Origin of the sequence: Rheinheimera sp. KL1, assembly GCF_001275035.1 — a bacterium.
In the GTDB taxonomy this organism is placed as follows: Bacteria; Pseudomonadota; Gammaproteobacteria; order Enterobacterales; family Alteromonadaceae; genus Pararheinheimera; species Pararheinheimera tangshanensis.
The window spans coordinates 105,062-131,738 of record NZ_LAMX01000025.1; the positions used below are offsets into that span (position 1 = coordinate 105,062).

23 protein-coding genes and 2 tRNA genes are annotated in these 26,677 nt (G+C 45.1%); 19 read left to right on the plus strand and 6 right to left on the minus strand.

Annotated elements, in window-relative coordinates:
• Positions 1-3: 3 nt before the first annotated feature.
• The 7 genes from prfA to WH43_RS14105 all read left to right on the plus strand — a co-directional run bounded on the left by prfA (position 4) and on the right by WH43_RS14105 (position 6,104).
• On the plus strand, positions 4-1,095 hold the full coding sequence (prfA, locus tag WH43_RS14075) for a peptide chain release factor 1 (protein WP_053425232.1): 1,092 nt from the start codon (positions 4-6) through the stop codon (positions 1,093-1,095).
• Positions 1,082-1,972: a peptide chain release factor N(5)-glutamine methyltransferase gene (prmC, locus tag WH43_RS14080; protein ID WP_053425233.1), complete on the plus strand. Its 891-nt coding sequence runs from the start codon at positions 1,082-1,084 to the stop codon at positions 1,970-1,972. The genes prfA and prmC overlap by 14 nt, the downstream gene beginning before the upstream one ends.
• A gap of 171 nt (positions 1,973-2,143) precedes the next feature.
• Positions 2,144-3,697 carry a response regulator gene (locus tag WH43_RS14085; RefSeq protein WP_053425234.1) on the plus strand — a complete coding sequence of 518 codons (1,554 nt, stop codon included), beginning with the start codon at positions 2,144-2,146 and terminating at the stop codon, positions 3,695-3,697.
• Between the two features lie 82 nt (positions 3,698-3,779).
• Entirely contained in the window at positions 3,780-4,154 is a 375-nt protein-coding gene (locus WH43_RS14090; RefSeq protein ID WP_053425235.1) for a SirB2 family protein, read from the plus strand.
• Between the two features lie 69 nt (positions 4,155-4,223).
• The gene (locus WH43_RS14095; RefSeq protein WP_053425236.1) at positions 4,224-5,009 is read left to right on the plus strand and encodes a tetratricopeptide repeat protein; all 786 of its coding nucleotides are present in this window, start codon (positions 4,224-4,226) and stop codon (positions 5,007-5,009) included.
• A 46-nt stretch (positions 5,010-5,055) separates the two neighbouring features.
• Positions 5,056-5,907: a 3-deoxy-8-phosphooctulonate synthase gene (gene kdsA, locus WH43_RS14100; RefSeq protein ID WP_053425237.1), complete on the plus strand. Its 852-nt coding sequence runs from the start codon at positions 5,056-5,058 to the stop codon at positions 5,905-5,907.
• Between the two features lie 121 nt (positions 5,908-6,028).
• Positions 6,029-6,104, plus strand: a tRNA-Phe gene (locus WH43_RS14105).
• A gap of 239 nt (positions 6,105-6,343) precedes the next feature.
• Here WH43_RS14105 and hxpB read toward each other — a convergent pair.
• The gene (gene hxpB / locus WH43_RS14110; RefSeq protein ID WP_053425238.1) at positions 6,344-7,054 is read right to left on the minus strand and encodes a hexitol phosphatase HxpB; all 711 of its coding nucleotides are present in this window, start codon (positions 7,052-7,054) and stop codon (positions 6,344-6,346) included.
• 193 nt (positions 7,055-7,247) lie between these two features.
• Between hxpB and WH43_RS14115 the strand changes: the two genes are divergently transcribed.
• Positions 7,248-9,071, plus strand: coding sequence for a M61 family metallopeptidase (locus tag WH43_RS14115; protein WP_053425239.1), 1,824 nt, complete (start codon positions 7,248-7,250; stop codon positions 9,069-9,071).
• 17 nt (positions 9,072-9,088) lie between these two features.
• Here the strand turns inward: WH43_RS14115 and WH43_RS14120 are convergent, their stop codons facing one another.
• Complete coding sequence (locus tag WH43_RS14120; protein ID WP_053425240.1) at positions 9,089-10,084, minus strand: extracellular catalytic domain type 2 short-chain-length polyhydroxyalkanoate depolymerase; 996 nt, start codon at positions 10,082-10,084, stop codon at positions 9,089-9,091.
• A 184-nt stretch (positions 10,085-10,268) separates the two neighbouring features.
• Between WH43_RS14120 and WH43_RS14125 the strand changes: the two genes are divergently transcribed.
• Both WH43_RS14125 and WH43_RS19855 read left to right on the plus strand, forming a co-directional pair.
• Positions 10,269-11,042 (plus strand): MBL fold metallo-hydrolase, encoded by a 774-nt coding sequence (locus WH43_RS14125; RefSeq protein ID WP_053425241.1) that lies wholly within the window; start codon positions 10,269-10,271, stop codon positions 11,040-11,042.
• Positions 11,043-11,057: 15 nt separating this feature from the next.
• On the plus strand, positions 11,058-11,582 hold the full coding sequence (locus tag WH43_RS19855; RefSeq protein WP_082335798.1) for a 2-amino-4-hydroxy-6-hydroxymethyldihydropteridine diphosphokinase: 525 nt from the start codon (positions 11,058-11,060) through the stop codon (positions 11,580-11,582).
• Here the strand turns inward: WH43_RS19855 and WH43_RS14130 are convergent.
• Positions 11,463-12,158, minus strand: coding sequence for an SDR family NAD(P)-dependent oxidoreductase (locus WH43_RS14130; RefSeq protein ID WP_053425242.1), 696 nt, complete (start codon positions 12,156-12,158; stop codon positions 11,463-11,465). The genes WH43_RS19855 and WH43_RS14130 overlap by 120 nt on opposite strands.
• Before the next feature lie 171 nt (positions 12,159-12,329).
• Here WH43_RS14130 and WH43_RS14135 point away from each other — a divergent pair, with 171 nt between their 5' ends.
• From WH43_RS14135 to gpt, 4 genes are all read left to right on the plus strand, one after another.
• On the plus strand, positions 12,330-13,946 hold the full coding sequence (locus WH43_RS14135) for a methyl-accepting chemotaxis protein (protein ID WP_053425243.1): 1,617 nt from the start codon (positions 12,330-12,332) through the stop codon (positions 13,944-13,946).
• Positions 13,947-14,083: 137 nt separating this feature from the next.
• A complete protein-coding gene (locus WH43_RS14140; RefSeq protein WP_053425244.1) occupies positions 14,084-15,286 on the plus strand; it encodes a phosphopentomutase in 1,203 nt (400 codons plus the stop codon).
• 13 nt (positions 15,287-15,299) lie between these two features.
• Complete coding sequence (gene deoD, locus WH43_RS14145) at positions 15,300-16,004, plus strand: purine-nucleoside phosphorylase (RefSeq protein WP_053425245.1); 705 nt, start codon at positions 15,300-15,302, stop codon at positions 16,002-16,004.
• 9 nt (positions 16,005-16,013) lie between these two features.
• The gene (gene gpt, locus WH43_RS14150) at positions 16,014-16,487 is read left to right on the plus strand and encodes a xanthine phosphoribosyltransferase (protein ID WP_053425246.1); all 474 of its coding nucleotides are present in this window, start codon (positions 16,014-16,016) and stop codon (positions 16,485-16,487) included.
• A 59-nt stretch (positions 16,488-16,546) separates the two neighbouring features.
• Here the strand turns inward: gpt and WH43_RS14155 are convergent, their stop codons facing one another.
• The 3 genes from WH43_RS14155 to WH43_RS20730 all read right to left on the minus strand — a co-directional run bounded on the left by WH43_RS14155 (position 16,547) and on the right by WH43_RS20730 (position 21,082).
• The gene (locus tag WH43_RS14155; RefSeq protein WP_053425247.1) at positions 16,547-17,671 is read right to left on the minus strand and encodes an endonuclease/exonuclease/phosphatase family protein; all 1,125 of its coding nucleotides are present in this window, start codon (positions 17,669-17,671) and stop codon (positions 16,547-16,549) included.
• A gap of 220 nt (positions 17,672-17,891) precedes the next feature.
• Entirely contained in the window at positions 17,892-20,759 is a 2,868-nt protein-coding gene (locus WH43_RS14160) for a TonB-dependent receptor plug domain-containing protein (RefSeq protein ID WP_353504804.1), read from the minus strand.
• Complete coding sequence (locus WH43_RS20730) at positions 20,714-21,082, minus strand: carboxypeptidase-like regulatory domain-containing protein (RefSeq protein ID WP_286049763.1); 369 nt, start codon at positions 21,080-21,082, stop codon at positions 20,714-20,716. The genes WH43_RS14160 and WH43_RS20730 overlap by 46 nt, the downstream gene beginning before the upstream one ends.
• Before the next feature lie 260 nt (positions 21,083-21,342).
• Between WH43_RS20730 and udk the strand changes: the two genes are divergently transcribed.
• The 5 genes from udk to WH43_RS14185 all read left to right on the plus strand — a co-directional run bounded on the left by udk (position 21,343) and on the right by WH43_RS14185 (position 26,545).
• Positions 21,343-21,975 (plus strand): uridine kinase, encoded by a 633-nt coding sequence (gene udk / locus WH43_RS14165; protein WP_053425248.1) that lies wholly within the window; start codon positions 21,343-21,345, stop codon positions 21,973-21,975.
• A gap of 304 nt (positions 21,976-22,279) precedes the next feature.
• A complete protein-coding gene (locus tag WH43_RS14170) occupies positions 22,280-23,494 on the plus strand; it encodes a NupC/NupG family nucleoside CNT transporter (RefSeq protein WP_053425249.1) in 1,215 nt (404 codons plus the stop codon).
• A 13-nt stretch (positions 23,495-23,507) separates the two neighbouring features.
• The gene (locus WH43_RS14175) at positions 23,508-24,461 is read left to right on the plus strand and encodes an isopenicillin N synthase family dioxygenase (RefSeq protein ID WP_053425250.1); all 954 of its coding nucleotides are present in this window, start codon (positions 23,508-23,510) and stop codon (positions 24,459-24,461) included.
• Positions 24,462-24,653: 192 nt separating this feature from the next.
• A tRNA-Leu gene (locus tag WH43_RS14180) sits at positions 24,654-24,738 on the plus strand.
• Between the two features lie 178 nt (positions 24,739-24,916).
• Positions 24,917-26,545 carry a methyl-accepting chemotaxis protein gene (locus WH43_RS14185; RefSeq protein WP_053425251.1) on the plus strand — a complete coding sequence of 543 codons (1,629 nt, stop codon included), beginning with the start codon at positions 24,917-24,919 and terminating at the stop codon, positions 26,543-26,545.
• Positions 26,546-26,677: the final 132 nt, after the last annotated feature.

The window sequence follows — 26,677 nt, forward strand, 5'->3', positions numbered from 1 at the left end:
AACATGAAAGAATCGGTGTACCGCAAACTCGAAGCTCTGGTCGAACGTTATGAAGAAGTTCAGGCGTTATTAAGTGACGCTGGCGTAATTTCTGACCAAAGTCGTTTTCGCGAGTTGTCTAAAGAGTACAGCCAACTGGAAGAACTGAGCCATGCCTTTGGTTTGTATCGTCAGGCGCAGGATGATTTAGCCAGCGCTGAAGAGATGATGAAAGACTCAGATCCTGAAATGCGTGAAATGGCGCAGGACGAATACAAAGCGGCCAAAGAGCGGATTGAACAGCTGGATCAGGACTTACAAATTCTGTTGTTACCTAAAGATCCAAACGACAGCAACAGCTGCTTCCTGGAAATTCGTGCCGGCGCCGGTGGTGATGAAGCTGCTATTTTTGCTGGTGACGTATTCCGTATGTACAGCCGTTTTTGTGAACGCAAACGCTGGAAAGTTGAGATTGTCAGCTGCAACGACGGCGAACACGGAGGTTACAAAGAAGTGATCGCTAGCATTCAGGGCGAAGGCGCTTACGGTATTTTGAAATTTGAATCCGGTGGTCACCGCGTGCAACGTGTACCAGCCACTGAATCTCAGGGCCGGGTGCATACCTCAGCTTGTACTGTGGCCATTATGCCGGAAGTACCAGAAAGCGAAGCCATCGAAATTAACCCTGCAGATTTAAAAGTAGATACCTACCGCGCCTCTGGTGCCGGCGGTCAGCACGTCAACAGAACGGACTCTGCCATTCGTATCACTCACTTACCGACTGGTATAGTGGTGGAATGTCAGGACGAACGTTCGCAGCATAAAAACCGTGCCCGCGCTATGAGCGTGTTGCAGTCGCGTATTCAGGCTGCGGAAGACGAAAAACGCCGTTTAGTGGAAGAATCGACCCGCCGCTCTTTAGTGGGTAGTGGTGATCGTTCTGAACGTATCCGTACTTATAACTTTCCGCAAGGCCGCTTAACGGATCACCGTATCAACCTGACCATCTACCGTTTATTAGATGTGATGGAAGGGGATTTAGACCTGGTGATTGGCCCATTAAGCCATGAACACCAGGCCGACTTGTTAGCTGCTTTGGCTGATGAAAATCGCTAATACTGCTATTGGTAATGCGCCAACGTTGACGCAGTGGCTGCAACACGCTACTGCGTTACTCACTCCTTTGCTTGAAACCGGACCTGTATCTGCAGATGCAAAACAGGAAGCCAGGCGTATTCTGCTGGAACTGCTGGATATTAACACCACTACCTTGATGTTGTGCCCAGAGCGTGAGCTGACTGAAGCTCAGATGCAGCTGCTGGAACCTGTGCTGACACGTCGGCTAACCGGTGAGCCTTTGGCGCATATTCTGGGCTACTGGTATTTCTGGGATTTTAAACTCGCTGTTGCCCCTTGCACCTTAATACCAAGACCAGACACCGAACTGTTAGTAGAACAATCCCTGGCTTTGCCTTTGCCTGTGAAAGCCAAAGTACTGGATTTAGGCACTGGCACCGGCGCTATAGCTTTAGCTTTAGCTAAAGAAAAGCCAAACTGGACTGTCACTGGGGTTGATTTACAACCTGATGCTGTAGAACTGGCAAAGCAGAATGTTCAGTTGTTGGCGCTAACTAATTGCCAGATTAAACAAAGCAGCTGGTTTGAAGCTGTGGCTGGTGAGCAGTTTAATTTAATCGTCAGCAATCCGCCTTATATCGACGCAGAAGACCCGCATTTAGCCTTAGGCGATGTACGTTTTGAACCCGACTCCGCTTTAGTAGCTTCAGAGCAAGGCCTGGCTGATATCCGCCATATTTGCACTCAAGCCCCACAGTTCCTGGCTCCATCCGGCTGGTTATGGCTGGAACACGGTTACCAGCAAGCCGACGCTGTGCAGCAGATTTTAACCGAAGCTGGCTTTACACAAGTGCAATCAGTGAAAGACTACGGCGACCAGTGGCGTATCAGTGGAGGCCAGTTACAGGCTAACTGATCTGTGCATTTGATGGAGCCGACATGCAACGTAAAGTCTGTCCGTTAACAGCTTATTCCTGCTCCGCCCCAAAATATTTATATTTTCAACGACTTTGCTTTGACCCAACCTTGTTTAGCGCATATAAATAAACACAAAGCGATAAAACGCGGCAAGCTAAAGGAGTGTGGCATGGCAAATGATTTTTTATTTGCTGAGGAACCTGAGGAAATAGTGTCTGTTTCCCGTGGCAGCTGGAAAGTACTGATAGTGGACGATGAGCCTGAAGTTCATGCGGTGACTAAACTGGCATTAAGTGATTTTTCTTTTCAGGGTAAAAACCTCGAATTTATTAGTGCCTACTCAGGCCGTGAAGCCAAAGAAATGCTGGCTAAACACACAGATGCCGCCATAGTACTGTTGGATGTGGTGATGGAAACCGACGATGCTGGTTTGCTGGTTGCCCGCTATATCCGCGAAGAGTTGCACAATCATTATGTGCGTATTATTTTGCGTACCGGCCAGCCAGGCCAGGCGCCTGAGCGTCAGGTGATCGTCAATTACGATATCAACGACTACAAATCCAAAACTGAGTTGACGGCACAAAAGCTTTTTACCGTAGTGATGTCGAGCTTACGTTCTTACCGAGATATTCTGGCTATTGATCACAGCCGTCAGGGCCTTGAGAAAATTATTACCGCCTCAGCTGACCTGTTTTCAGCCCATTCGATGGAACAATTTATTGATGGCGTTTTACAGCAACTGACCTCTATTTTAGGTTGCAATGACAATGCCCTGCTGGTGACCTCATCACTGGTGGCCGGTAATATTAATGAAGAAGCAGACCCTGAGCGTTTAGTGGTTTTTGCTGGTTTAGGCCAGTTTGAAAAACAAGAGGGCAAGCAGATCAGCGAAGTGCTGGATGCGCCATTACTTGATGCCTTCCATCAGGCTCTGCATAGCCGAAGTATTGTTTATCGCGACAATTATTTAGTGGCTTATTGCACCAGTAAATTCACTTCCGGTTCTTTGTTATATGTGTCAGGTTTACCGAATCAAATGACAGACACGCAGAAACGTTTAATAGAGCTGTTTTCACAAAACGTGCAGATAGCCTATGAAAACGTGCAGCTGCAAGGTGAAATTGAAGATACCCAACGTGAAATTGTCTATCGCTTAAGTGAAGCTGTGGAGCACAGGTCTATCGAAACCGGTAATCACGTTAAGCGTGTGGCTTTTATTTGTTACGATCTGGCTAAAGCCTACGGTTTACCTGAAGAAGAGGCTGAAAAGCTGATGTTTGCTTCGCCTTTACATGATGTCGGCAAAGTCGGCATACCGGATGGCATTTTGAATAAGCCAATGAAATTACATGGCCAGGAATGGGAAGTGATGAAAACCCATGCCAGTATAGGTTATGAAATTTTAAAGAATTCCAAACGTTCTATCATTCAGGCGGGCGCAGTGATAGCCCAGGACCATCACGAAAAATGGGACGGTTCAGGTTACCCCAGCGGTAAAAAAGGCGAAGAAATTCACATTTATGGCCGTATTGCCGCTTTGGCTGATGTTTATGATGCATTAAGGCACAGACGCTGTTATAAGTCGGCCTGGACTTTGGAGCAGGTGCTGGAGAAGATTGAAAGCGAGTCTGGTAAACATTTTGATCCTAAACTGGTCGAAATTTTTAAAACCCGGGTCGACAAACTCGAAGCAATACTGCAAAAATACCCAGACGAAGAATGAGTATGGCTCATCGGTGAATCAAGCCACCTGCGGGTGGCTTTGTTATTCTGCAGACATTCAATCAAGCTAAGGACTATTTTTTATGTATATGGCATTAAAACACTCGCATATGCTGTTTATTGCACTCAGTGTATCTTTTCTGGCAGTGCGGTTTTTATTGAGTTTAAGAGCGCCAGCTTTGTTGCAAAAAAAGTTCTTTAAAATTGCGCCTCACGTGGTCGATACCTTTTTGCTGCTGACAGCTATTGGTCTGATGCTGACCATTCAGCAATACCCATTTCAAACCCCATGGCTGACTGAAAAACTGTTTGGTTTATTTGCTTACATTGGTTTGGCCGTGATGGCGCTCAAAGGTCGTACTTTGCTGATGCGCTGGGTTGGTTTTGTCGGGGCATTAAGCTGGCTTGCTGTAGTTGCAAAAATAGCTGTGACTAAAACTCCATTATTTTTGAGTTAAATCGGTTTTGTGTTTTCAGGTGATGACACTTTTTTGTGTGATGTCCTTTTGAGTTGTATTGGGTAGTACATGAAATTTGAGTTGAAACAGCAGGGCTTAGCCCTGCTTGAGTTATTGTTAGCTATAGAGCAGCAGTGGACGGATGCCGCGCAAATTCAGCAGGCAAAAGAAAGCTGGTTGGCTATGGCTCCTGCCTGTGCTGAAAAAACGCTGACGATGAATATGCTGGCTCGTCATGTAGACAATTTTTACCGTGACGCCTTTTTTACACCCCCGCTCAAGCCCTTGCTGATTGAAGAGATGCATCAGCCAACTTTATTGAGTTACGCTATTAATCAGCGTGAAGCCGACCCTCTGGTGTTGGTATTACTGCTGTTATGTTGGTTGCAACAAGCTGGGTTTGAAAGCGATGTAGTGCGCTACAAAGGTGAATATTTAGTGCAGGTGCATTTATCTAAAGCGGAGAAAGTATGGTTCGACCCATACACTGGCGCCTGGCAATGTTTATTAAGCCCTGAAAATGGTTTAGCGCTGAGTCTTACTCAGGAACTGGCGACAGAAGATGTAGATTTCCCAGCCTTTTGTGCCAGTCTCTGGCAACTACAAAAGCAGCTGTTGCTGGCGCTGGGCAAACGGGAACAAGCCATGGCTGTGGTGCAGCATTTGCTGGAGCAAAAGCCTGGAGATCCTTATTTACACCGCGAGCGGGGCTTATTGTCTGAACTCTTGGATCATTGGTCCTTGGCGATCAGCGATTATCAGTATTTTGTCGAGCAAAAGCCTGACGACCCGTCGAATGATCATATGAAACAGCAAATCCGTCAGCTGTCGTCCTACCCACAGTGGCTGCATTGAGAGTATTATTGCCGAAGTATCCGGTATTTCTTCTGAGGAATTTTAAGTGACAAACCAACACACCATTCAGGTAGGCGCCATTGAAGTCGCCAATAACAAACCTTTTGTGCTTTTTGGTGGCATGAATGTTTTAGAGTCGCGTGATTTAGCCATGCAAGTGGCGGAATACTACGTCAAAGTCACAGAAAAGCTGGGCATTCCTTATGTATTTAAAGCCTCTTTTGACAAAGCCAACCGCTCTTCAGTACATTCCTACCGTGGTCCTGGCATGGAAGAAGGCTTAAAGATTTTTGAAGAAATTAAAAAAACCTTTAACGTACCTCTGATCACCGACGTGCACGAGCCTTACCAGGCCGCTATTGTGGCGGAAGTGGTAGACGTGATTCAGTTGCCGGCTTTTTTAGCCCGTCAAACCGATTTAGTCATAGCGATGGCGCAAACCGGTGCTGTGATTAACGTGAAAAAACCACAGTTTTTAGCACCGCACGAAATGCGTCATATCATCACCAAGTTTCAGGAAGCGGGTAACGATAAAATTATCCTTTGCGAACGCGGCTCCAGCTTTGGTTATAACAACCTGGTGGTCGACATGCTGGGCATGGACGATATGAAGCAATATGCGCCGGTGATTTTTGATGCAACCCATGCTTTACAACGTCCGGGTGGCCGTGCTGATTCGGCCGATGGTCGTCGCGCTCAGGCTGCTCAGTTAGCCCGCTCTGGTATGGCTTTGGGTTTAGCTGGTTTGTTTATCGAGGCGCATCCGAATCCAAATGAAGCCAAATGCGATGGTCCTTGTGCTTTACCCTTAGCAAAACTGGAACCTTATCTGCAACAAATGAAAGAATTGGATCAGTTGGTCAAATCTTTTGCGCCTTTGGATACATCGGCGAATTGATGGAAAAAGGCGGGCAAAACTCTTAAAAAATGTCCGCTTTGTTCAAGTATTAAGCTAACGATTCAAGCAACTAAAAAATAAGTTGACTTGGGTAGCCGAAATCCGTTTAATACCCCCCGTTGCCCAGATAGCTCAGTCGGTAGAGCAGCGGATTGAAAATCCGCGTGTCGGTGGTTCGATTCCGCCTCTGGGCACCATAAAAATAAAAAAGCCAGTCTCACAAGACTGGCTTTTTTATTTCACGCCCAATGGCTCCATCTTCGAGTACGAACTACATCCATGTAATTCGCCCTGCGGGCCAGCTGAAGCTGTTCCGGTTTGCTCCTGGCAAACCTGGTCCGCCTCTGGGCACTATCTTTTGGATGTGTTGTTGAGAAGCCAGTCTTTGACTGGCTTTTTGCTTTCTGTCGTTCAGAGGCTTTATCCTGCTGAAGAACTACATCTCTGTAGTTCGTTCTGCACTCCAACCTGAATCCAATGACATCTGCTCAAATCCCCATACTTTAAAATGCTCTGGCTGAATGTCACTAAAACATGCTAAACGGCTTTCGGCTTGCTCATATTCAGCTCTGTGCCAGTGATGTGGCGCGGGCAGCGCTACTACTTTCATGCCTGCCGCTTTGGCTGCGGTTAAACCCGTGACTGAGTCTTCAAATACCAGGCAATGTTCTGAAGCTACACCTAACTTGCTGGCGGCCAAATGGTAAATCTCTGGTTTGGGCTTGCCTTGTGTAACCAGCTCAATGGAGCATAAAGCCTGAAAGTAAGGGCGAATTTGCAGCTTATCCAGCACGGTATTCATCAGTGATCCTGGTGAGTTAGTGGCCAGTGCGACCGGAATTTGCCAGCTTTGCAATTGTTGCAACAGCTCCAGTACACCCTTTTTCACCACACCGCGTTTCAGCACTGCTTCAGCTACATAGTCAATCACAGCTTGTTCTGCCTGTTCAACGCTCAACCCCTGCCATGGCGAATGTTTAAACCAGAGTTCAGTCACTGCTCTTGTGGTCATACCGCTGGTTTGTGAGTTAATAGCCGGATCCAGTTTCACGCCTAACTGGCGAAACACATGCTGCTCGGCTTCAGCCCAATAAGGTTCAGAATCAATCAATACCCCATCCATATCAAAAATAACTGCCTGAACCACCTGACTACTCCTTCTGTGCTGTATCTGGCTTTATTATTCAACAGCCACCAGCTCCGTACCATAGCTTTATTGGTCTTTATCCCTGAAATTCCGTACATGACCGTGTTTTTGCGACGAAGTCGTATGCGACAGATTGGACTTAGTCGCTATTTGCTCTATCGTAGTTCTCTGGATAGCTAAAAAGGATTACACAGTGCGTCTGCTTTTTGCCTTGTCTTCGCTCACTTTATTGAGTTTCAGCTTGATAGCCACAGAAACTCCGTTGAAACCTGCAGTCAGTTATCAGTTGTCGTTTAGCAACAGAGCACACCATGAGGCCGCTATTCAGGCACGATTTCAAGGGGTTAGCTCAGCTAACTTATTGCTGAGTATGAGTAGTGCCTCGCCGGGTCGTTACGCGCCTCATGCTTTTGCGAAAAATATCTATGATTTGAATGCGACGGACAGTGCAGGCAATCTTTTACCTTTGCAGCGTATCAGCCCTAGTCAGTGGTCTGTGGGGCAGCATGATGGTACTGTGATAGTGAGGTATCGTCTTTACGGTGATAGGGGCGATGGTACCTATAACCAGATAGATCGCACTCACGCACATCTAAATATGCCTGCTACATTACTGTTTGCAGAGGATTATGCACAGCGACCCGTCTCTCTGCGTTTTGATTTACCAGATCCCAACTGGAAAGTAGCCACTCAGCTTCAGTTGCAGGCTGATGGCAGTTATATGGCGCCTGACTTGCAGTATCTGATGGATAGCCCGGTTGAACTAAGCGCCTATAGCCAGCGCAGCTGGAAAGTCGCCGATCAGCAGTCGCAAGCCACTATTCATCTGGCTCTGCATCATCAGGGGACAGAGCAGCACTTCGATACCTTTGTCGAAAAAGCTAAAGCTGTAGTGGCTGAGCAGCAAAAGATATTTGGCGAATACCCTCAATTTGATTATGACCAGTATCTGTTTATTGCCGACTATTTGCCTGATGTGGATGGCGATGGTATGGAGCATCGCAACTCGACCATTCTGACCGACGAGCGCTCGCTGAAAGAGGCAAATTACGCTCAGATAGAAACTTTATCGCACGAATTTTTTCATGCCTGGAATGTGGAGCGGTTGCGCCCGGCCGATTTAGAACCTTTTGATTTTCATCGTGCCAATATGAGCCGTAATTTATGGTTCGCCGAGGGGGTGACCAACTATTACGGCAAACTGGTGTTAAGTCGCACTGGGCATTTTGATTTGGCTACTTATCTGGATAAAACAGTAACAGCGCTAAATAAAGTGCAGCAGTCGCCGGGCAGACAATTTTTTGCGGCTACAGCCATGAGCGAGATGGCACCTTTTGTTGATGCTGCGGTATCTGTTGACCCTACTAATTATGCGAACAGTTATATCTCCTACTACACCTTTGGCGAAGTATTGGGGCTGGCTTTGGATTTAACCTTAAGGAGCCAATTTGAAGGCTTAAGCCTGGATCTGTTGATGCGAAAGTTATGGCAGGAGTACGGCAAAGTGGGCCGTCCTTATACTGAACAGGATCTGCAGCAGGCGTTGGCTGAGCTGACGGCCAATCCGGATTTTGCAAAGAACTTCTTTAACCATTATGTCAACGGCCAGCAATTACCTGATTTTGAAGCCTTATTTGCGACTATGGGATTAGAGTTAGCTGCAGCCAAACCGACTCAAGCTTTTTTAACAGCAGCCACGCTGGTGGAGCAGGATAAAGCGCTCAAAGTAGGTAGTAATACCTTGATTGGTACACCTTTGTATCAGGCAGGGGTGGACAAAGGTGATGTGCTCTTAACGTTGGGGCGTTACAAATTAAGCTCTAAAGCTCAATGGGACAAAGCGCTGGCTCGTCATCAAGTCGGGGAGAGTGCAGAGTTGAGTTTCCGCAGTCGCGGTAAAACTTACACGACACAAGTAACTTTTAGCGCGGATCCAAGCTGGGTTTTAACAGAAAACAAAGAGGCGACTACGGCACAACTAGCGAGAAGGGCTTTATGGTTAAAAGCCCAGCGGTAGCTGGGCTCTGTCCAGAGTTATTTGCTACTCAGTGATTGAGCTAATTTAACAACAGCTTGAATTTGCTGACCTTTACGGTTGGCATAATTAGCATCAGTGTATCCCCACCAGTCCCAACAGGCTTGTGGATTCATTGGCATCAGGTTGGAAGCACGGGTTTGTGGATAAAGCACCACTATATTGTTGCTGTCGGCGTAACGATTAAAGCCCGCTTTTTCGACATAAGCCATCCCAACTGCGTCTGCATGCTGGTTGCAGCCATGAAAGCTGATATGCAAAGTACAGCTCTGTCCTTGCTCACAACTTTTTGGTACATAGACATATCCTTGCTCCGCCATAGTGGCGGCCAGCTGACCAGCTATTTTTTGCTGTTGAATGGGATAGACAGTGCCGCTGCTCTGAGTAGCGGGCGCTTTTAAGTCGGCTTGAATAAACTTCAGCGCTTCACCTGCTGCATCATAATTACAGTTGCCTAAAAACGGTGCTTCGGAGCTATCGCACGCGCTACCCTCGCTGAGCGTAGGCATATGATGGGCGAAGTTTTTATCCTGCACATAACTGAGTTGTGTTGCAGGTAACCACTCTTGGTACTGCTTATAGAGTGTATCAGCCACTGGTTTGGTAATTTTTTGATCGGCAGTGCCATGCAATAACCAAATTTTGCTTTGTTTGATCTCTGCCTCAGACGCCAACAAGCCTTGAGCCGACCAATCTTTTAACTGTCTGGTAAGCTCAGCCAAAGGGATGGGACTGGTGATTTTATTAATGCAATGATCCAAGGCTGTCAGTAAATTATTCTGCGCACAATACACAGGTCCGGCCGCTACTATGGCGGCTCCTTTCACCCAATCGGCATGAGCAAGTTGAAATTGGGCTGCCATATAACCACCGCTGGATAAACCCGACACTGTGGTTTGTTTTAAATTCAGTGTTAGTAAAGGCACATCAGCTGAGGCAGTGCTACTTAAAGCAAAAGCGAGGCAACCTAATAAGGTTAAAGGAAAGATTTTCATCTGAATTGTCCTTGAGAAAACTAAAGCCAGTGCCTTATTCTGATCACTTTACGTCGCTGATGCTATAGCACTAAGGTACAGTCTGGTCAGGTGTACTTTGGTAAAAAGATCTGCTCATGCAGTGATACAATTCATTGTAAAAGTCGTAGTATAAAAGCCTCCCGTATTCAGGTAGAAATCCACCATGTTGTCCAATTCCAATGAACTGTTAATTCTCGGCTGTGGTCACTCAGAAGCTGATACATTGTTTAATAACAATGCATTGGTCACCAATTCACAAGGCAATATGTTGATTGATTGTGGCTACACCATCAAGCCCGCTTTGGCGGCTCAGGGGTTAAAATTACAAGACATTGATGCAGTTTTTATTACACACGTGCATGCGGATCATATGTTCGGCCTGGAACGACTGGCGAATGAAGGCCGTTACAAATATAAGAAAAAAGCACGGTTGATTTTGCATCATGAACTGTATGACGAGTTGTGGCATCAGTGCTTAAAAGGTGTTCTGGCAAGAAATGGCGAAGGCGAAAATGAGCTTTCCGATTACTTTGATCTCGAGCTATTACAAGGTGATGAGTTCGAGTTGTTCGGTAATTTTTATCAGTTACACCGGGTCTCTCATACACCAGGCAAGGTTTGTTTTGGTTTGATGATCAATCAGAGTATTTTTTACTCAGGCGATACCGTAGCTATACCGCAACTACTCATGCAGCTAAAACCTGATCTGGTTTTGCACGATGTCACCTTAACCGAATACAACCCTGTGCATGCTTCAGTACATTCGCTACTGAGTTTGTACCCGGCGGAGCTATGTAAAAAAATCTATTTAATGAGCTATGAAGACCACTGGCCGGATTATCAACAGATGGTAGAGCAGCATTTTGCTGGTTTCGCCAGACAAGGACAACGTGTGCAGTTGAGTAAAACGCCTCAAACAGTCAGAGCTATGTGCTAAATCAAAAGGAGTTTTATGTTTTACGTGATTTCGATAGGCTCAAATATTCAACCTGAGCAGCATGTGGCCGAAGCAATCAGCATTTTAGCTAAAACCTTTGGTTCACTGTATTTGTATCCACGCGTTTATACTCAGGCAGAGTTGGTTGAATCCAGCAATGTATTTATCAATTCGGTATTCGTATTGAGAACACAGCTGTCGGCCTCTGCATTAAAGGCGGAGCTTTGTCGTATTGAAGAGTCACTAGGACGCGACAGAAGCGATCCGCAACGAAGTGTTAAAGATCGCAGCTGCGATTTAGACATTATTTGTAGTCAGCCACTTTGGTCTGAAGCATGGAAAACTGAACTGACTGAGTCTTACATTCAACAAGTGTTTAACCCAGCCAGTAAACCAGCGCCTATTCAATTCGATAGCCAGTTATTTTCCGAGCGACCTGCCGCCATCTATTTTCAGGCTCAAACCGGTGACAAATTTATTGTCGACCAAAAACCGGACGCCCTGATAAATTGGCTCGAAACCAGCTTCCTCTGCGATTAAGGTTTGTTGCATCACCTGCTGTTTTTCACTCTTGCTATGCTCTGGTAAAAACATAATAGGACCGGGTTGAATGCTGTTGACCCTGATGTGCGGAGCATAAGCTTTGGCTGCTGATTTCATTAAATTTTCAAGTCCAGCTTTGGTGCTGCAATAGAGTGAAAAAGCCGGATTTGGATTTTCACTGTAAATGTCAGTAACGTGGACTATTAAACCACCACCAGGCGTTTTTGCTATCTGTGGCGCTAACTGCTGATTTAATAGCGCCGGTAACTGCATATGCACAGCAAATAAAGCCTGATAAAAAGCCACTGTATCTTCGGTGTGTAATTCATCTTTCTCGAACAAAGACGCGTTGTGGATCAACAGATCAATAGTGGAGCATTGTTGCTTTAGCTGTTCTACTGCAGAAAGAATTGAGTCTGCTGACTGATAGTCCACAACAAGTTGTGTCAGATACTGCTGTTCAGGATTTATCTGCCTGGTGAAACCAAATACCCGATAACCCTCCGCACTGAGCTTTTCTGCCAGATATGCACCAAGGCGACGACTTGTGCCTGTAATTACTGCTGTCTTCATTCCAATCCCCATCTGTTTATTCGCAGACATATACGTGGAGTTGCTACTTTAGTTCATCACAAAGCAGTGGTGCCGCTTCACGATAGTACAGAACTTTTTTTCGAAAAATTTGGCAAAAGTCATTCTGTTATCAATACTTAGTTCAGTCTTACACCCTTGCAAGGACTCACTATGAATCTGCACAGTATCAGAGTTAAAAGTAGTTTACCTATGCTTATTCTGGCTTTCACTTTATTAATTGTTGTCTCCATGTTTAGTTATTTATCCGGCTTACAAAAGAATGCATTAGCGATACAGGCTGATAGTTTTCTACAGGCTATTTCTGTGGTTTTAAATGCTGACCGGGATTTATATCAGGCAAAACTAGCGACCACTATGCACCTGACTAAACAAGGTGACAGTGCCACACTGGAAACTGAAGTGGAGGATAATGCTCAGCAAGTGAAACAAAGATTTGCTGATTATTTAAAATTTTTAAAGAGTTATCCGGATGTACAGCAGCAATTTGCAGAATTTGAACAGGATTATCAGTTATGGTATCAAAGCGTAAATGCGTTGCTTGCAGCAAGCAGAGCAGGTAATGCTGGCGCTGATCTTGTTACTGAGGAGCAGACTCAATTTGCCGCGCTTCGTAGTGTTCTGGATAAAGCAGGCGAAGCTGCGTTAAATAAATCCATTAGCGAGCAACAAGTTCTGACATCCGAAATCAGTTTTTTTCAGAATACGGCCTACAGTATTACCGCTGTTATTTTGTTGATTGCTGGCTGGTTTAGCTACAGTGTGCCTAAATCTTTGACTACACAAATCAATGCCTTGACGGCTCGTTTATCTGAAATTGCTTCCGGTGATGGTGATTTAACTGCTCGGCTGGATACCAGCTCACAAGACGAATTTTCCGCGCTGGCAGAACAGTTTAATGGTTTTGTTGCCAACCTATGTCATTTGATAGCGTCAGTGCTGCAACAGGCTGCTCAGCTAAGTAAGTTAACTCAGGTACTGTCTGAATCTGCTGTAAAAACCAATGATATTACCCGCTCCCTGAATGTAGCCTCTGATTCTATTGTCAGTGCAGTGCACGAAATGACCTTAGCAAACAAAGAAATGGCGCAAGTTGCCACAGATTCGGCGCATGAAGCCGACGAAGCCAAAATCAGTGCTGAGCGTGGCTTAGTGGTGGTCAACAGTGTGACTCAAAGTATGGCCAATTTAACCAAAGATGTGGATAAAGCTCTGGCCTGTTCAGGCGAGCTGGAAAACAGCTCTGAAAATATAGCTTCGGTGTTGGATGTAATTCGGGGCATAGCTGAACAAACTAACTTATTGGCATTAAATGCAGCTATTGAAGCGGCTCGTGCCGGAGAGCAGGGCCGTGGTTTTGCAGTGGTGGCAGATGAAGTCCGTACTTTAGCCTCCAGAACTCAGCAAAGTACCAATCATATTCAGGAAATGATACAAGCCCTACAAAGTAGGGTAAATGAGGCTGCAACTGCCATCAACAGCGGTAAAACTAACGCAGATTTAACCGTCAGTAGTTTTTCTCAGGCCGAACAAGTATTTCGCCAGTTACAACAATCGTCCATTAAGGTGAATGATATGGCGACCCAAACCGCTTCCGCGACTGAAGAGCAAGCTATAGTGTCGGAGGAAATTACTAAGAACCTCTATGCGTTGCATGATCAGGCCAGTGCAGCAGGAAATATAGCCAAAGATAATGATCGGCTGTCGAATGAGATCCGCCAGTTGTCAGATACCTTATTTGGCTTAGTAGGAAAATTCAAAATCAGTTAGCAGAATGTAAAAAGATGGGATTGCCAAAGGGCACGTTTTTGCATAAGCTGCGTGCCCTTTTTAATTTTGCCACTTGTGGCTGGCTGTACCGAACCTCATCATATGTTTATGATGGGGGACGTAATAGGTAGGTAAGTATGTCAAAAGCAGTAATTCTAGTGATGGACAGTTTCGGTATCGGCAGTGCTCCCGATGCAGATAAGTTCGGTGACGTCGGCGCTAATACCTTTGCCAGCATCAGCAAAGCCTTTTTTCAAGCCAAAGGCCGCCAGTTAAAGTTGCCTCATTTGGCTAGCTTAGGTTTGGTTAAAGCCGGTTTTGCTGCCAGTGGTGAAATGGCTTTGGTTGACGACAGTCCAACTTTAGTTGGCAGCTATGGTTATGCCCGTGAACTCTCCAGTGGGAAAGATACGCCTAGCGGTCATTGGGAAATTGCCGGTGTGCCTGTGTTGTTTGATTGGGGGTATTTCCATGATAAACAAAGCAGCTTCCCGACTGAATTGATTGACGAATTAGTGCGTCGCACTGGTGTACCCGGTATTTTGGGAAATTGCCATGCCTCTGGCACTGATATTCTGGTGAAGTTAGGGGACGAGCACATCAAAACCGGCAAACCTATTTGTTACACCTCGGCTGACAGCGTATTTCAGGTAGCAGCTCATGAAGAGCATTTTGGCTTGGACAAGCTGTATCAGTTCTGCGAAATAGCCAGGGAACTGCTGGATAGTTATAACATTGGCCGGGTGATTGCCCGTCCTTTTTTAGGTACTGAAGCAACAAACTATGCCCGAACTGGTAACAGAAAAGATTATTCGGTCTTACCTCCTGCTCCGACAGTGCTGGATACTCTGACTCAGTCGGGTGGTACTGTGGTCAGCATTGGTAAAATTGCCGATATTTATGCACATCAGGGCATCAGTAAAGAGGTAAAAGCTACAGGTTTAGCAGCTTTAGTGGATAAAACTCTGGCCGAAATGGCGATAGCACCAGAACGTAGCCTGGTGTTTACCAATCTGGTCGACTTTGATCAGAACTATGGCCATCGCCGTGATCCTATTGGTTATGGTGAAGCGCTGGAGTATTTTGATACCAGATTGCCGGAGATTATGGCTGCGCTGGATGAAGATGCTGTGCTGCTATTAACCGCCGACCATGGTTGTGACCCTACCTGGGTAGGAACAGAACACACCCGTGAATATGTACCAGTGCTGTTTTACGGTAAAAACCGCGCTGCGAAAGATTTAGGCGAAAGAGCAAGTTTCGCTGATATGGGCCAGAGTCTGGCCGACTATTTTGATTTAGCGGCCATGCCTTATGGCCAATCCTTTTTAGCTTCTTAATTTAGAGTAAATCATGGCAACTCCTCATATTCATGCGCCTGAAGGCGCTTTTGCAGAAACCGTGTTAATGCCTGGCGACCCACTGCGCGCTAAACATATTGCCGACACCTTTTTACAGGACGTGGTATGTGTCAACACAGTGCGTAATATGTTTGGTTATACAGGTACTTATCAGGGCAAAAAAGTCAGCGTGTTAGGCTCTGGCATGGGCATTCCTTCTATGTCTATTTATGCCACTGAACTGGTCAAGTTTTATGGTGTAAAAAACATCATTCGTATTGGTTCCTGTGGTGGTTTACCGCTGGATGTTAAAGTGCGTGACGTGGTCATTGCTATGGGGGCCAGTACAGATTCAAACGTCAACCGTAATCGTTTAGGTGGCAATCTGGATTTCGCCGCTTTAGCAGATTATGGTTTACTGGAACGTGCTGTCGCTGCTGCCCGTGCCAAAAATATTGATGTCAAAGTAGGTAACTTATTTACCTCAGATTTGTTTTACAACCCTGATCCAACCTTGTTTGACCGTTTGGAAAAGTATGGTGTATTAGGTGTCGAAATGGAAGCCGCAGGGTTATATGGCGTAGCAGCTGAGTTCGGTATCAAAGCTCTGGCTATTATGACAGTCAGCGATCATATCCGCACAGGTGAAGCTTTAAGTGCTGAATTACGTCAGACCTCTTTTAATGAGATGGTTGAAATCGCATTAGCTTTGGTTTAAGGAATAGTTATGTCACTGACCACCAATAAAATGTTTTATGTGTCATGGGAAGCTTTTCACAGAGCGACCAAAGAGTTAGCGAAAGGGCTGTTAAACCGCGATTTTGACAGCATAGTCGCAGTCAGCCGTGGTGGTTTAGTGCCAGCAGCTATTCTGGCGCGAGAGCTGAATATCCGGGTGGTGGACAGCATTTGTGTCTCCAGCTACGACCATGATCAACAACGTGAGTTAAAAGTGTTGAAAGACGCTGCTTTAGCGGACAGCCCACGTTTATTGATAGTGGATGATTTGGTGGATACGGGCGAGACCGCCAAAGCACTGCGGGAGCATTTTCCTACCGCTTGTTTTGTCACTGTGTACGCCAAACCTCAGGGGAAGCCACTGGTTGATCATTATGTGACTGATATAGAACAAGACACTTGGATCCAATTACCATGGGATATGGAGCTGGCTTACAGCGCGCCTTTGGCTGAGCAGAAGTAATCATCTTGCTAGTAAGAATAAAAAAACGGAGCTAATTGGCTCCGTTTTTTGTTGACGGCCTATTGAGCCGTCAGTTTTAGTTTTACCCAGACCAGACGGTGATCTGAGCTTGCAGCACGATCCGCCACCAGTTCATAAAAAGGCTCGCCTTTTTTTGGCCAGAACACTCCACTGGATAACACTTTAAAACCTTGCTTGGACGGCAGTACATAATCGGCTCTCATCCGCCAACCTGCGGTATGAGTAGATGCATAGGGGCTGTCTGGGCTATGGGCTTTGGCGCCGGCACTTTGTGGCGTAAAACTGCTATCTACTCTTGGGTGCATTAATAAATTACCAATACCTTCTTTGTAGGCATTCCCCTCAACAGGTGAGGAATTTAAGTCGCCAAGGATCACAAAGATTTTATCTTCACCAAGGCCCCCTTTCTGGCCTCGGTCATCGTAAATATAAGTGGCTTTTGTCGGAGTTAAATAATCGGTCCAGAATCTTACTTCATCGTGGTTACGTTTACCGTTTCTGTCCTCTTCACCGTCAAACACAGGCGGAGTAGGGTGGCTGATCAGCACATGTACAGACTTCTTATTCACCAGCACAGGCACATCCCAATGCGCTTTCGATGACAGTGGCATTAACTGCCAGGCTTCAGAGCTATACCAGGGGGAACCATCGGCTTTTTTGGTTTGCAAAGCGCCAGGCATATCTTTCCATTTAAAATGCTGAAAGGTTCTGACTTGGCTGGTGTTTATTGGATATTTCGACAACAGCATCATGCCGTACTGGCCCGGATACTGACCAAAACCCCAAGCGTCAGCACCTTTATTGGTCAGTTGGCCATTATTGTCTAAATCAAAACCACTGGGTTGACCTGTGTTGACTGGGCTGTAATAGAAGTAGGGATAATCGACGGTTTTGCCATCAGCGCTTTGCGCCTTATTTAAATAATTACGGATAAACAGCTGCACTCCTGCTGCTGGGTCTTCAATGTAATCAAACTCGTTTAGCAGCAGAATATCGGGCTGAGTTTGTTGCACAATAGCGGCGATATTTTTAATTTGTGGATGATTTCCAGCAGCGAGCAGAGTGCTCAGAACTTGTGGATTTCCAGCAACACCTTTGGCCAGATAGTTTTCGGATTCCATACTGACGTTAAATGTGGCTATTGTGAGTTGGTCTGACGCCATTAGTGCTCCATAAGGAAAGATGAAGGGGATAGTCAGTAATAATTTTTTTAGTAAAGTGATTTTCACATTCTGCTCCATGTTTCGGGATATTTGTTTTTCAGAGGAAAAGACAACCACCGATCTGGTTTGCATCATAAAAAAAACCGATGGTAAGAACCATCGGTTTTTCAGGTCAACTTCTCAAAAGTTAGTATTCAAACTAATTTTGCGACGCTATTTCTTAGAAACGATATTTCACGCCCATAACCACTTCCCACAGCGAACCAACCTGGAAGACTGATTCTGCAGCGTTTTGTGGTGATACACTATTGATTCTATAGCTGCCGTCAGCGTTCATTGTTGCATCAACAACTGCAGCTGAGTTGAAAGGACCACGACGTTGAACGCCCCAATCATTGTTCAACATATTGCCTAAGTTTTTGATTACAAAAAACGCATTCGCTGAGTGACCTTCGGTGAAGCCAGGTAATTCCTGATCCACTTTAAAGTCAACACGGGTATACCAGCTTGATTCACCAGAGTTACGAGGCACAATTTGACCACGGTATTTTTCTAAGCCGGCGTCAGCAATGAATTGATCGAAAGCTTCTTCGACTGCAGCGGATGCAAAGACTACATCGTTACCGTATTGCTCTAATGTAGGTACATACATTAATGAGCGGTAGTCAGCTAAATCAGTGCCTGGCTGGAAGTTATCAAAGGTGTAAGAGAAGTTACGACCTGCTTTACGGTTTGCGAACAGAGAGAAACTAGTATCATAACCACCTACCAGTTCCATAGTGTAACGCAGACTCAATGTAAAGTTATGAGGTACTTCGTAGTTTGACGTGCCAACGCCTGGGTCATTTTGATCTGACACAGAAATGTTTGTGAAGTTTGAAAACGCCACAGAGCTTGTCATTGGGTTGTAATCTTTAGATTTGTTATAAGCATAACCAATCTGAGCATCCAGACCGAAGTCATACTCTTTTTTTGCTGCGACAGAAATAGTGGTTGAACTGCCGTCAGCTGGAGCGTTAGTCAACAATAAGTCACTGTATAAGGAGTTACGAGTGACATTACGAGTTCCAACTACGCCAAGAACCTGTTTAGCATAGATTGGACGTCCATCAATAGTATCGTTACCAGTATCAAAGCTACTTAGGTCAACAATAGTTGCTGAGTCTTGCTTTTTGCTGTAAAGCACATCAGCTGAGAAGATGTATTCGTTCTCAGTTTCATAAGTTGCACCAATGTTGTATTTCCACTCTGAAGGCATTTCAAAGTTAGGATCTACAGCATTTGTTGATGGCTCTGAACCTAATGCAGGGTTATTTGTTGTAACCTGATCAACCATTGCCTGTAATGGATCGAAGATAGCCTGACCATTACCTGATTTGATTGCATTCAGGATATTAATGTCAGCTCTGTACGCATCAATGTTAGTGATACCGTCGTTAGAGTAGCTGTTAGACAACCAGACATTAGGGTTACCACCTGAGTACAAGCCAACACCACCACGAAGTTCTAAGCTCTCATTCACGGCCCAGTTGAAACCAAAACGAGGCTGGAACAAGTCTTTACCGTCAAAAGTGGCTTGGTTAGTGATGCCATAACGATCTTCGAATAATGCATTGTATTTTGGCTGGTCGCTGCTGCTGATCCAATCGTAACGAACACCAAACATTAGTGTCAGATCATCTAACGTCCATTTGTCCTGTGCATAAACGGCGTGAGTTGCATAAGAGAAGTTTGCAGCGGCATCGATAGGGTTATTCGTACCGGCTGAGTTGTTGTAGTACACGTCGTCGGCAATACCCAACTCGTAGTCATCTAAACCACTAGCACCGCCAATAGTATTACGAGTACGGTCACCACCAAAACGGTATTCACCAATGGTGTGTTGCATGAACAGGTTGTAAATATCTAAATTTTCAGTTTCATAACCACCAGTAATGGTATGGTCATCTAGATAATAAGTACCGGCCAGTTTAAGAGTGTCGTTAGTCCAGTCCATCTCGTTCGATTGGCGAGAGTCATCCGGGCCAATGAAAATAGTACCGCCATTTGCCAGTGAACTGATCTGAACTTCACCAAAACCGCTAGCGGCGTCAGTTGAGCGTTGTTCGCTGACTAATTTTGTATGACCTAAACGAACTTCTGTCGAGAAGTTTTCAGTCCAATCTGAATATACTGAAACTACAGTAGAGTTCAGTTCTGCACCTTTTTTGTAGAAATGATTTGACAGAGTCAAGTTTTCATTTGAGTCGTCAGACTGATCAATTTCAAAACCGTCATTGTAGTTGTAAACCAATGAGGCACGGTGAGAATCATTAATGTTCCAGTCTAACTTCATTAATAATTTTTCATCTTCTACTGGAGCCGACGCTGGTAAGCCACCTGCATCATAACCATAGACGTCTTGAGAGATCTGAATAGCCCGGTTCACTTCTTCCATTGTTACTGAACCGTTTTGTAGGGCTTCGTAACTGAAAATCTGAGCGCCATCCAGTTTTTCGTAGGAGACAAAACCGAATAATTTGTCTTCTAGCAATGGGAAACCTACGTTGACACCGTAGCGCTTGACGCTGTAACTACCTAAATCGAACTTGTCGTCACCAGCTTTATCACCGCGCATGGAATCATTAGTGTAGTCATAAAAGAAACCACCGTGAGTTTCGTTTGTGCCTGACTTGGTTACTGCGTTGATATTACAACCAGTAAAACCACCATACTGTACATCAAATGGTGCCAACTCTACCGCTACTTGATCTATTGCATCAAAAGAGAATGGCATACGGGTTGTTGGGTAGCCATTGTTGTTCAGGCCAAAACTGTCGTTCATGCGAACGCCATCTACCGTTAAGCTACTAAAGCGTGGATGACCACCGGCACAAATAATAGATTCAGAGCCATTATCTTCTGAAATAGAGATACGAGGGTCAATACGTACTAAATCTTTCAGGTCACGATCCGCAGAAGGAGCACTTTCAATGTCATCTAAATTAAAAACAGAGCTTGGACTGGTATTACCGAACTCACTTGAGGCTAGTTGTGAACCTGTTACAGTAATAGTCTCAACGTTTTGTGCTTGTAATGTAAGGTTGATGTTGTAGCTTCACCTAAACTCAAAAATACTTTTTCAACAGTAGTGTCCTGAAACTCCTGAGAGTCGACTACTACTTTATAAGGACCACCAACACGAAGGCCTTTAGCAGAAAATGAGCCATTTTGTCCGACAGTTGCACTTTTTGATGTACCTGAAGGTTCGTGAATAATTGTGATCATCGTTCCCTGAGCAGGAGCACCTGCTGGAGTCAGAATCCTTCCGGTGATGTTTGAAGAAGTTTCCTGCGCCTGTACAGACGACATGACCCCCAAGGTTGCCGCTACTGCAAAAGCAATGCGACTTAGTTTAAGTTTATTTGCCATGGTTCATTCCTGAGTTGATTTTTTATTTTGACTAACATTTAACATGCTGCTGATTAGAGTCATTTTACGGACTCTCGGATACTCGATAACATGTCTTCACATAGTTTACTGCCTAATTATTAAAAAATCATGACTAAATAAGTGGCAAACTGAAAGAACAACAAAACTTAAAATTGTGGTTAGTGCGGAGATTTAATTGTGCCCTTGATATCAAATCATAGATAATCTGCCGTAGTTGATTATCTGTGGAATGACTTAAATTGCCTAAAAGTACCATTATTGCTATTGCCGGCGCCTCGGCCTCTGGCAAAAGTTTGTTTGCATCCACTGTTTACCAGGAACTGGTAGCGGAGTTAGGTGGTGAGCGTATCGCTGTGTTGGCTGAAGACGCGTACTATCGTGATCAGGCTCATTTGTCTTTTGATCAGCGTACTCTGACCAATTACGACCATCCTGCCGCTTTTGAACACGAGCTGCTGGCGTCCCATTTACAGCAGTTAAAAGATGGCAAAGCTGTCTCTATGCCGCAGTATTGTTACAAAACGCATACCCGTAAAGCGGAAACTATTACTGTGCACCCGGCCAAAGTGGTACTGGTAGAGGGAATTTTATTACTGACCGACGATAAATTGCGCCAACAATTCAATATCACGGTATTTATGGATACACCTTTGGATGTTTGCTTACTACGCCGTATTAAGCGGGACATGGAAGACAGAGGCCGCAGCTTAAGTTCCATTACTGAGCAATACGAAAACTACGTGCGACCAGCATTTTTTGAATTCATTAACCCATCCAAGCAATATGCCGATTTAGTAGTGACCCGCGGTGGTAAAAACGAAATAGCCATCGACATCATTAAAACCAAAATTCGCCAGTTATTACAGGAATAAACTTATCACGGTTGAGTTGAAACAACAGCCAGAGCTGCATTTTGGCTGTTGTTTCGTGGTTGATCCTTGATGCAACATTTGCTTTGCAAGCTTTTCATCTCTGCTGTTATAATCGCGCAGCAAAACGTCAAGTTTAGACAACCCCTGAACAGCAACTACAAGTGTTAAAGCCAGAAACGGTGGTTAACACTCCCGCTCGGAAACTGTAACTACTTGATCTTTTGATGCTATTCTGGGATTTGGCATCACAAGAACAAAAACATCTGCGCCTACACTGGCCAGACCCTATACCCAAGGAATAACTATGATGAGTTTGGTTGGCATTCTTGCCATCTTAGTAACAGCGTATTTAGCTTCTGCGAACAGAAGCCGCATCAAGTGGCGCACCGTTGGAGGTGCATTTGCCATCCAATTGGCCATAGGTGCCTTTGTACTTTATGTGCCTTTTGGTAAAGACGTGCTGTTAAGCATTTCTGCCTTTGTTGGCAACATTATTTCTTACGCCCAGGCTGGTATCATCTTCTTATTTGGTGATGCTGGTGCGCAAAAGTATGGTTTTGTCTTTGCCATTCATGTGCTTACGGTGATCATCTTTTTCTCATCTTTAATAGCAGTGCTGTACCACATTGGCGTAATGCGCATCATCATTACAGTATTAGGTGGTGGTTTACAAAAACTGCTAGGTACCAGTCGCCCAGAATCTATGAGTGCTGCGGCCAATATCTTCGTGGGACAGACTGAAGCTCCATTGGTCGTTCGTCCTTTTATTCCCACTATGACCCGTTCAGAATTATTTGCGGTGATGGTAGGGGGCTTGTCTTCAGTAGCGGGTTCTGTGCTGGCAGGTTATGCCGGTATGGGTATTGAACTGAAATACCTGATCGCCGCCAGCTTTATGGCTGCTCCGGGCGGCCTGCTGATGGCAAAACTGTTATTGCCAGAAACTGAGACACCAAAAAATGATTTAGCTGATATTGGCGTGGTTGAGAAAAATACCAACGTGATTGACGCTGCAGCTTCAGGTGCAGCCAGCGGTTTACAATTGGCATTAAATGTCGGTGCTATGTTGTTGGCTTTTGTCGGTTTAATCGCGTTAGTGAACGGTTTAATCGGCTGGGTGGGTACTTTAGTAGGTTTTGAAGGCTTAACTCTGCAACTGATCTTTGGCTATATCTTCCAACCACTGGCATTCATCTTAGGTGTGTCATGGGAAGAAGCCCGTTTGGCAGGTAGCTTTATTGGCCAGAAATTAGTGATCAACGAGTTTGTGGCTTATCTGGATTTTATCCAGTATGTCAAAGCAGGGCAGCTGAGTGAGCACACACAAATTATCGTCACTATCGCTTTATGTGGTTTTGCAAACTTCTCATCGATTGCCATTCTGTTAGGTGGCTTAGGAGTGATGGCTCCGAATCGTCGGTCAGATATTGCAGAGCTGGGTTTAAAAGCTCTATTAGCTGCTACTCTGGCTAACCTGATGAGTGCGGCAATAGCAGGCTTTTTCTTTTCGTTAAGTTAAATAGGTTACAACTATGACTCAACAACAAGTCCCTACGTTGGACATCAGACGGTTTGCCACCGACAAAGACAACTTTGTTGCCGAAATTGGCAAAGCCTACACTGAGTTTGGATTCTGTGGCATTAGCGGCCACGGTATCCCGGATGAAGTTGTGGACAATACCTACAAAGCAATTAAGCAGTTTTTTGCTTTACCGACTGAAGTAAAACAAAAATATCATGTGCCTGGCCAGGGCGGTGCACGTGGTTATACGGGATTTGGTGTTGAAAAAGCCAAAGACAGTAATCATCCGGATTTAAAAGAGTTCTTCCACGTTGGCCGTGAATTATCGGGCCCGGCGCCACATCCAAGTTTGTATCCAAACTTGTGGCCGTCTGAAGTGGCGGAATTCAAGGACGCAACTTACGGTTTATACTCTGCGCTGGAACAGTTAGGTAATACGGTACTGGAAGCTTTGGCTTTATTCTTAAAACAGGATCAGACCTATTTCGCCGACAAAGTGAATTACGGCAATTCGATTTTACGCCCAATTCACTATCCACCTATTCAGGATACTTCGACTCAGTCGATTCGTGCAGGTCAACATGAAGATATCAACCTGATCACTTTGTTGGTTGGTTCACACGAGTCGGGTCTTGAAATTCTGCGCCGTGATGGTAGCTGGTTACCTGTCACTACTATTGAGGGCACTATAGTGGTCAACATAGGCGATATGCTGCAGCGTTTGACCAACCATGTATTGCCTTCCACTACGCACAGAGTCGTGAATCCGGCCGGAGCTGCTGCAGGCCAGCCACGCTATTCTATTCCGTTTTTTATGCATCCAAATCCGGATTATGTAATAGAAACTCTGGATAGCTGTATCAGCGAAGATCGACCTAACCGTTATCCTGAACCGATCAATTCCAACGATTACCTGATGCAACGTTTGGAAGAAATTGGTTTAATCAAAAAAGCTAAGTACTGATCACTCGGGCTTTAGTCTGATGTAAAGGCGAACACAGGTTCGCCTTTTGCTTTTTAATAGGCCGCCTGACGCAAAAGCCAACACTTTGTTGAATATTTCAGCAGTGCTGGTAAAAACCATTGAAAATTTGCATCAGACAGTTGACGACTAGCGACTTGACGCATAACATGCACGCCGTCGACGACGCTTTGCGCCGCGGTGGTGGAATTGGTAGACACACTAGCTTCAGGTGTTAGCGCTTCACGGCGTGGGGGTTCGAGTCCCCCCCCCGGCACCAACTCTCTCTATACTGAGTACCTTTTCGTTTATTTCCCTGTTTACTCTAAAAGATAAATTCTCTTCCTTCTTTAATCTATTACCAAACAAAATTGCTTGGTTTTTGTGCTGCTTGCTATTTGCCATCTTCGGCTCTACTCTCTACAAAACAAATAGATACGGTTTGTACAGGGTGGGGCATGTTAAAAAATTTAAGTATCAAAACACGGCTTTTTACTATAGTTGGAGTTGCTGTTCTTGGACAAATTCTAGTGTGCTGGCTAGTCCTTAGTGGCCTCAAGCAAAGTATACTGGAGGAAAAACGCCTTTCTACTCTGTATCTGTCCCAGGTTGCGGTGGCTGTAGTGAATAACTATCACAGCAAAGTAGCCTCAGGCGAGTTGGACGAAGCCAAAGCTAAACAACTGGCGTTAGCTGAACTAAAATCTATTCGCTACAAAGAAAATGACTATTACTTCGTTATTGATCAGCAAGTCACTATGTTAATGCATCCGTTTAGGCCTGATCTGGATGGTAAAGATGTTGCCGACTTTAAAGATAAACAAGGCGAACCTTTATTTCAGAATATGGCTGATGGCGTAGTCGATGATGGCTCCCATTCGGTGTTCTATAATTGGCCTAAACCTGGTACCACTGAAGAAGTACCTAAAGTCAGTCATGTTGAATTATTTAAGCCCTGGGGCTGGATAGTTGGTACTGGTATCTATATTGATGATGTCGAAGCCTCTTTTTATGAAGTTGCTATTCAACTTGCTGTTCTGGTCTTTTTTGTTGTGGGTTTGATGCTGGCATTAAGTTGGTATGTCACACGCTCAGTCGTTAAACCTATGACCGATGTTGTAGCTGCGATGCAGGATATAGCTTCAGGTGATGGCGATCTGACCGTCAAACTAAGTTATGACGGCAAAGATGAATTAGCCGCACTGGCGACAGCATTTAATCTTTTTGTGGGCAAAATCCGCCAGTTGATTACTTCTGTCGGTGTTACTTCTGTTGAGGTCAGCGAAAGTGCCTTGGATGTAGCTCGTATTTCTCAGCAAATTTCAAAAGAGAGTGTGCAGCAACAACAAGAAACCGATATGGTCGCTACTGCTATTACACAGATGAGTTCTGCTATAGCTGAAGTGGCACAAAGTGCTGAACAAGCTAATCATGAAACAGGCCAGGTTGAAACTTTGGTTCAGCAGGGTATGAAGTTAATGAAGACTTCAGTAGAGAGTATTCATACTCAAAGCCAAACCATAGAACAAAGCTCGGTAGTTGCATCTTCTTTATATAGCTCGTCACAAAATATCAGTCATGTACTGAACATCATTAATAAGCTGGCTGATCAAACTAACTTACTTGCACTGAATGCAGCTATAGAGGCAGCCCGTGCCGGTGAGCATGGTCGGGGTTTTTCGGTGGTTGCTGATGAAGTGCGCACTCTTGCGCACCAAACGCAGAAATCGACTCAGGAAATCTCCGGCATTATTGCTGAGTTGCAACAAGGCACTCAGCAAATGACGGCAGCTGTACAGGAAAGTAAAACTGCAGCAGAGCTAAATATCAATCTGGCGGCTCAGGTTCAGCAAGCGTTGACGGACATAGCCAACTCGATAGCACAGATTTCCGATATGAATGCGCACATCGCTACTGCAGCTGAACAGCAAAGTGCAGTGGCTGGCGAAGTTGACCAGAACGTACATACTATTAGTCAGTTGGTTCATCAGACTGCCGGCGCTATTAAAGGTAGCGATCAATCTACTCAGCGTTTAACTCAACTAAGCCAGGATTTAAAAGATCTGGTGAAGCAATTTAAGGTATAACAACAGCTTTTCTATAGTAATCGCTATTTCTGTGAATAAAACGGGCAAAAAAGTCTCTTTTTCGCCCGTTTTGCTTTATTTCTGAGCGAACGATCACGGATATCATCAAATTGTCATTTTAGGGGTTGTGCA

Bases quoted from the DNA above. Each gene is read 5' to 3' on its own strand.
- prfA (WP_053425232.1), top strand. From the start codon at position 4: ATGAAAGAATCGGTGTACCGCAAACTCGAAGCTCTGGTCGAACGTTAT.
- prmC (WP_053425233.1), top strand. From the start codon at position 1,082: ATGAAAATCGCTAATACTGCTATTGGTAATGCGCCAACGTTGACGCAG.
- WH43_RS14085 (WP_053425234.1), top strand. From the start codon at position 2,144: ATGGCAAATGATTTTTTATTTGCTGAGGAACCTGAGGAAATAGTGTCT.
- WH43_RS14090 (WP_053425235.1), top strand. From the start codon at position 3,780: ATGTATATGGCATTAAAACACTCGCATATGCTGTTTATTGCACTCAGT.
- WH43_RS14095 (WP_053425236.1), top strand. From the start codon at position 4,224: ATGAAATTTGAGTTGAAACAGCAGGGCTTAGCCCTGCTTGAGTTATTG.
- WH43_RS14120 (WP_053425240.1), bottom strand. From the start codon at position 10,084: ATGAAAATCTTTCCTTTAACCTTATTAGGTTGCCTCGCTTTTGCTTTA.
- WH43_RS14125 (WP_053425241.1), top strand. From the start codon at position 10,269: ATGTTGTCCAATTCCAATGAACTGTTAATTCTCGGCTGTGGTCACTCA.
- WH43_RS19855 (WP_082335798.1), top strand. From the start codon at position 11,058: ATGTTTTACGTGATTTCGATAGGCTCAAATATTCAACCTGAGCAGCAT.
- WH43_RS14130 (WP_053425242.1), bottom strand. From the start codon at position 12,158: ATGAAGACAGCAGTAATTACAGGCACAAGTCGTCGCCTTGGTGCATAT.
- WH43_RS14135 (WP_053425243.1), top strand. From the start codon at position 12,330: ATGAATCTGCACAGTATCAGAGTTAAAAGTAGTTTACCTATGCTTATT.
- WH43_RS14140 (WP_053425244.1), top strand. From the start codon at position 14,084: ATGTCAAAAGCAGTAATTCTAGTGATGGACAGTTTCGGTATCGGCAGT.
- deoD (WP_053425245.1), top strand. From the start codon at position 15,300: ATGGCAACTCCTCATATTCATGCGCCTGAAGGCGCTTTTGCAGAAACC.
- gpt (WP_053425246.1), top strand. From the start codon at position 16,014: ATGTCACTGACCACCAATAAAATGTTTTATGTGTCATGGGAAGCTTTT.
- WH43_RS14155 (WP_053425247.1), bottom strand. From the start codon at position 17,671: ATGGCGTCAGACCAACTCACAATAGCCACATTTAACGTCAGTATGGAA.
- WH43_RS20730 (WP_286049763.1), bottom strand. From the start codon at position 21,082: ATGGCAAATAAACTTAAACTAAGTCGCATTGCTTTTGCAGTAGCGGCA.
- WH43_RS14170 (WP_053425249.1), top strand. From the start codon at position 22,280: ATGATGAGTTTGGTTGGCATTCTTGCCATCTTAGTAACAGCGTATTTA.
- WH43_RS14175 (WP_053425250.1), top strand. From the start codon at position 23,508: ATGACTCAACAACAAGTCCCTACGTTGGACATCAGACGGTTTGCCACC.
- WH43_RS14185 (WP_053425251.1), top strand. From the start codon at position 24,917: ATGTTAAAAAATTTAAGTATCAAAACACGGCTTTTTACTATAGTTGGA.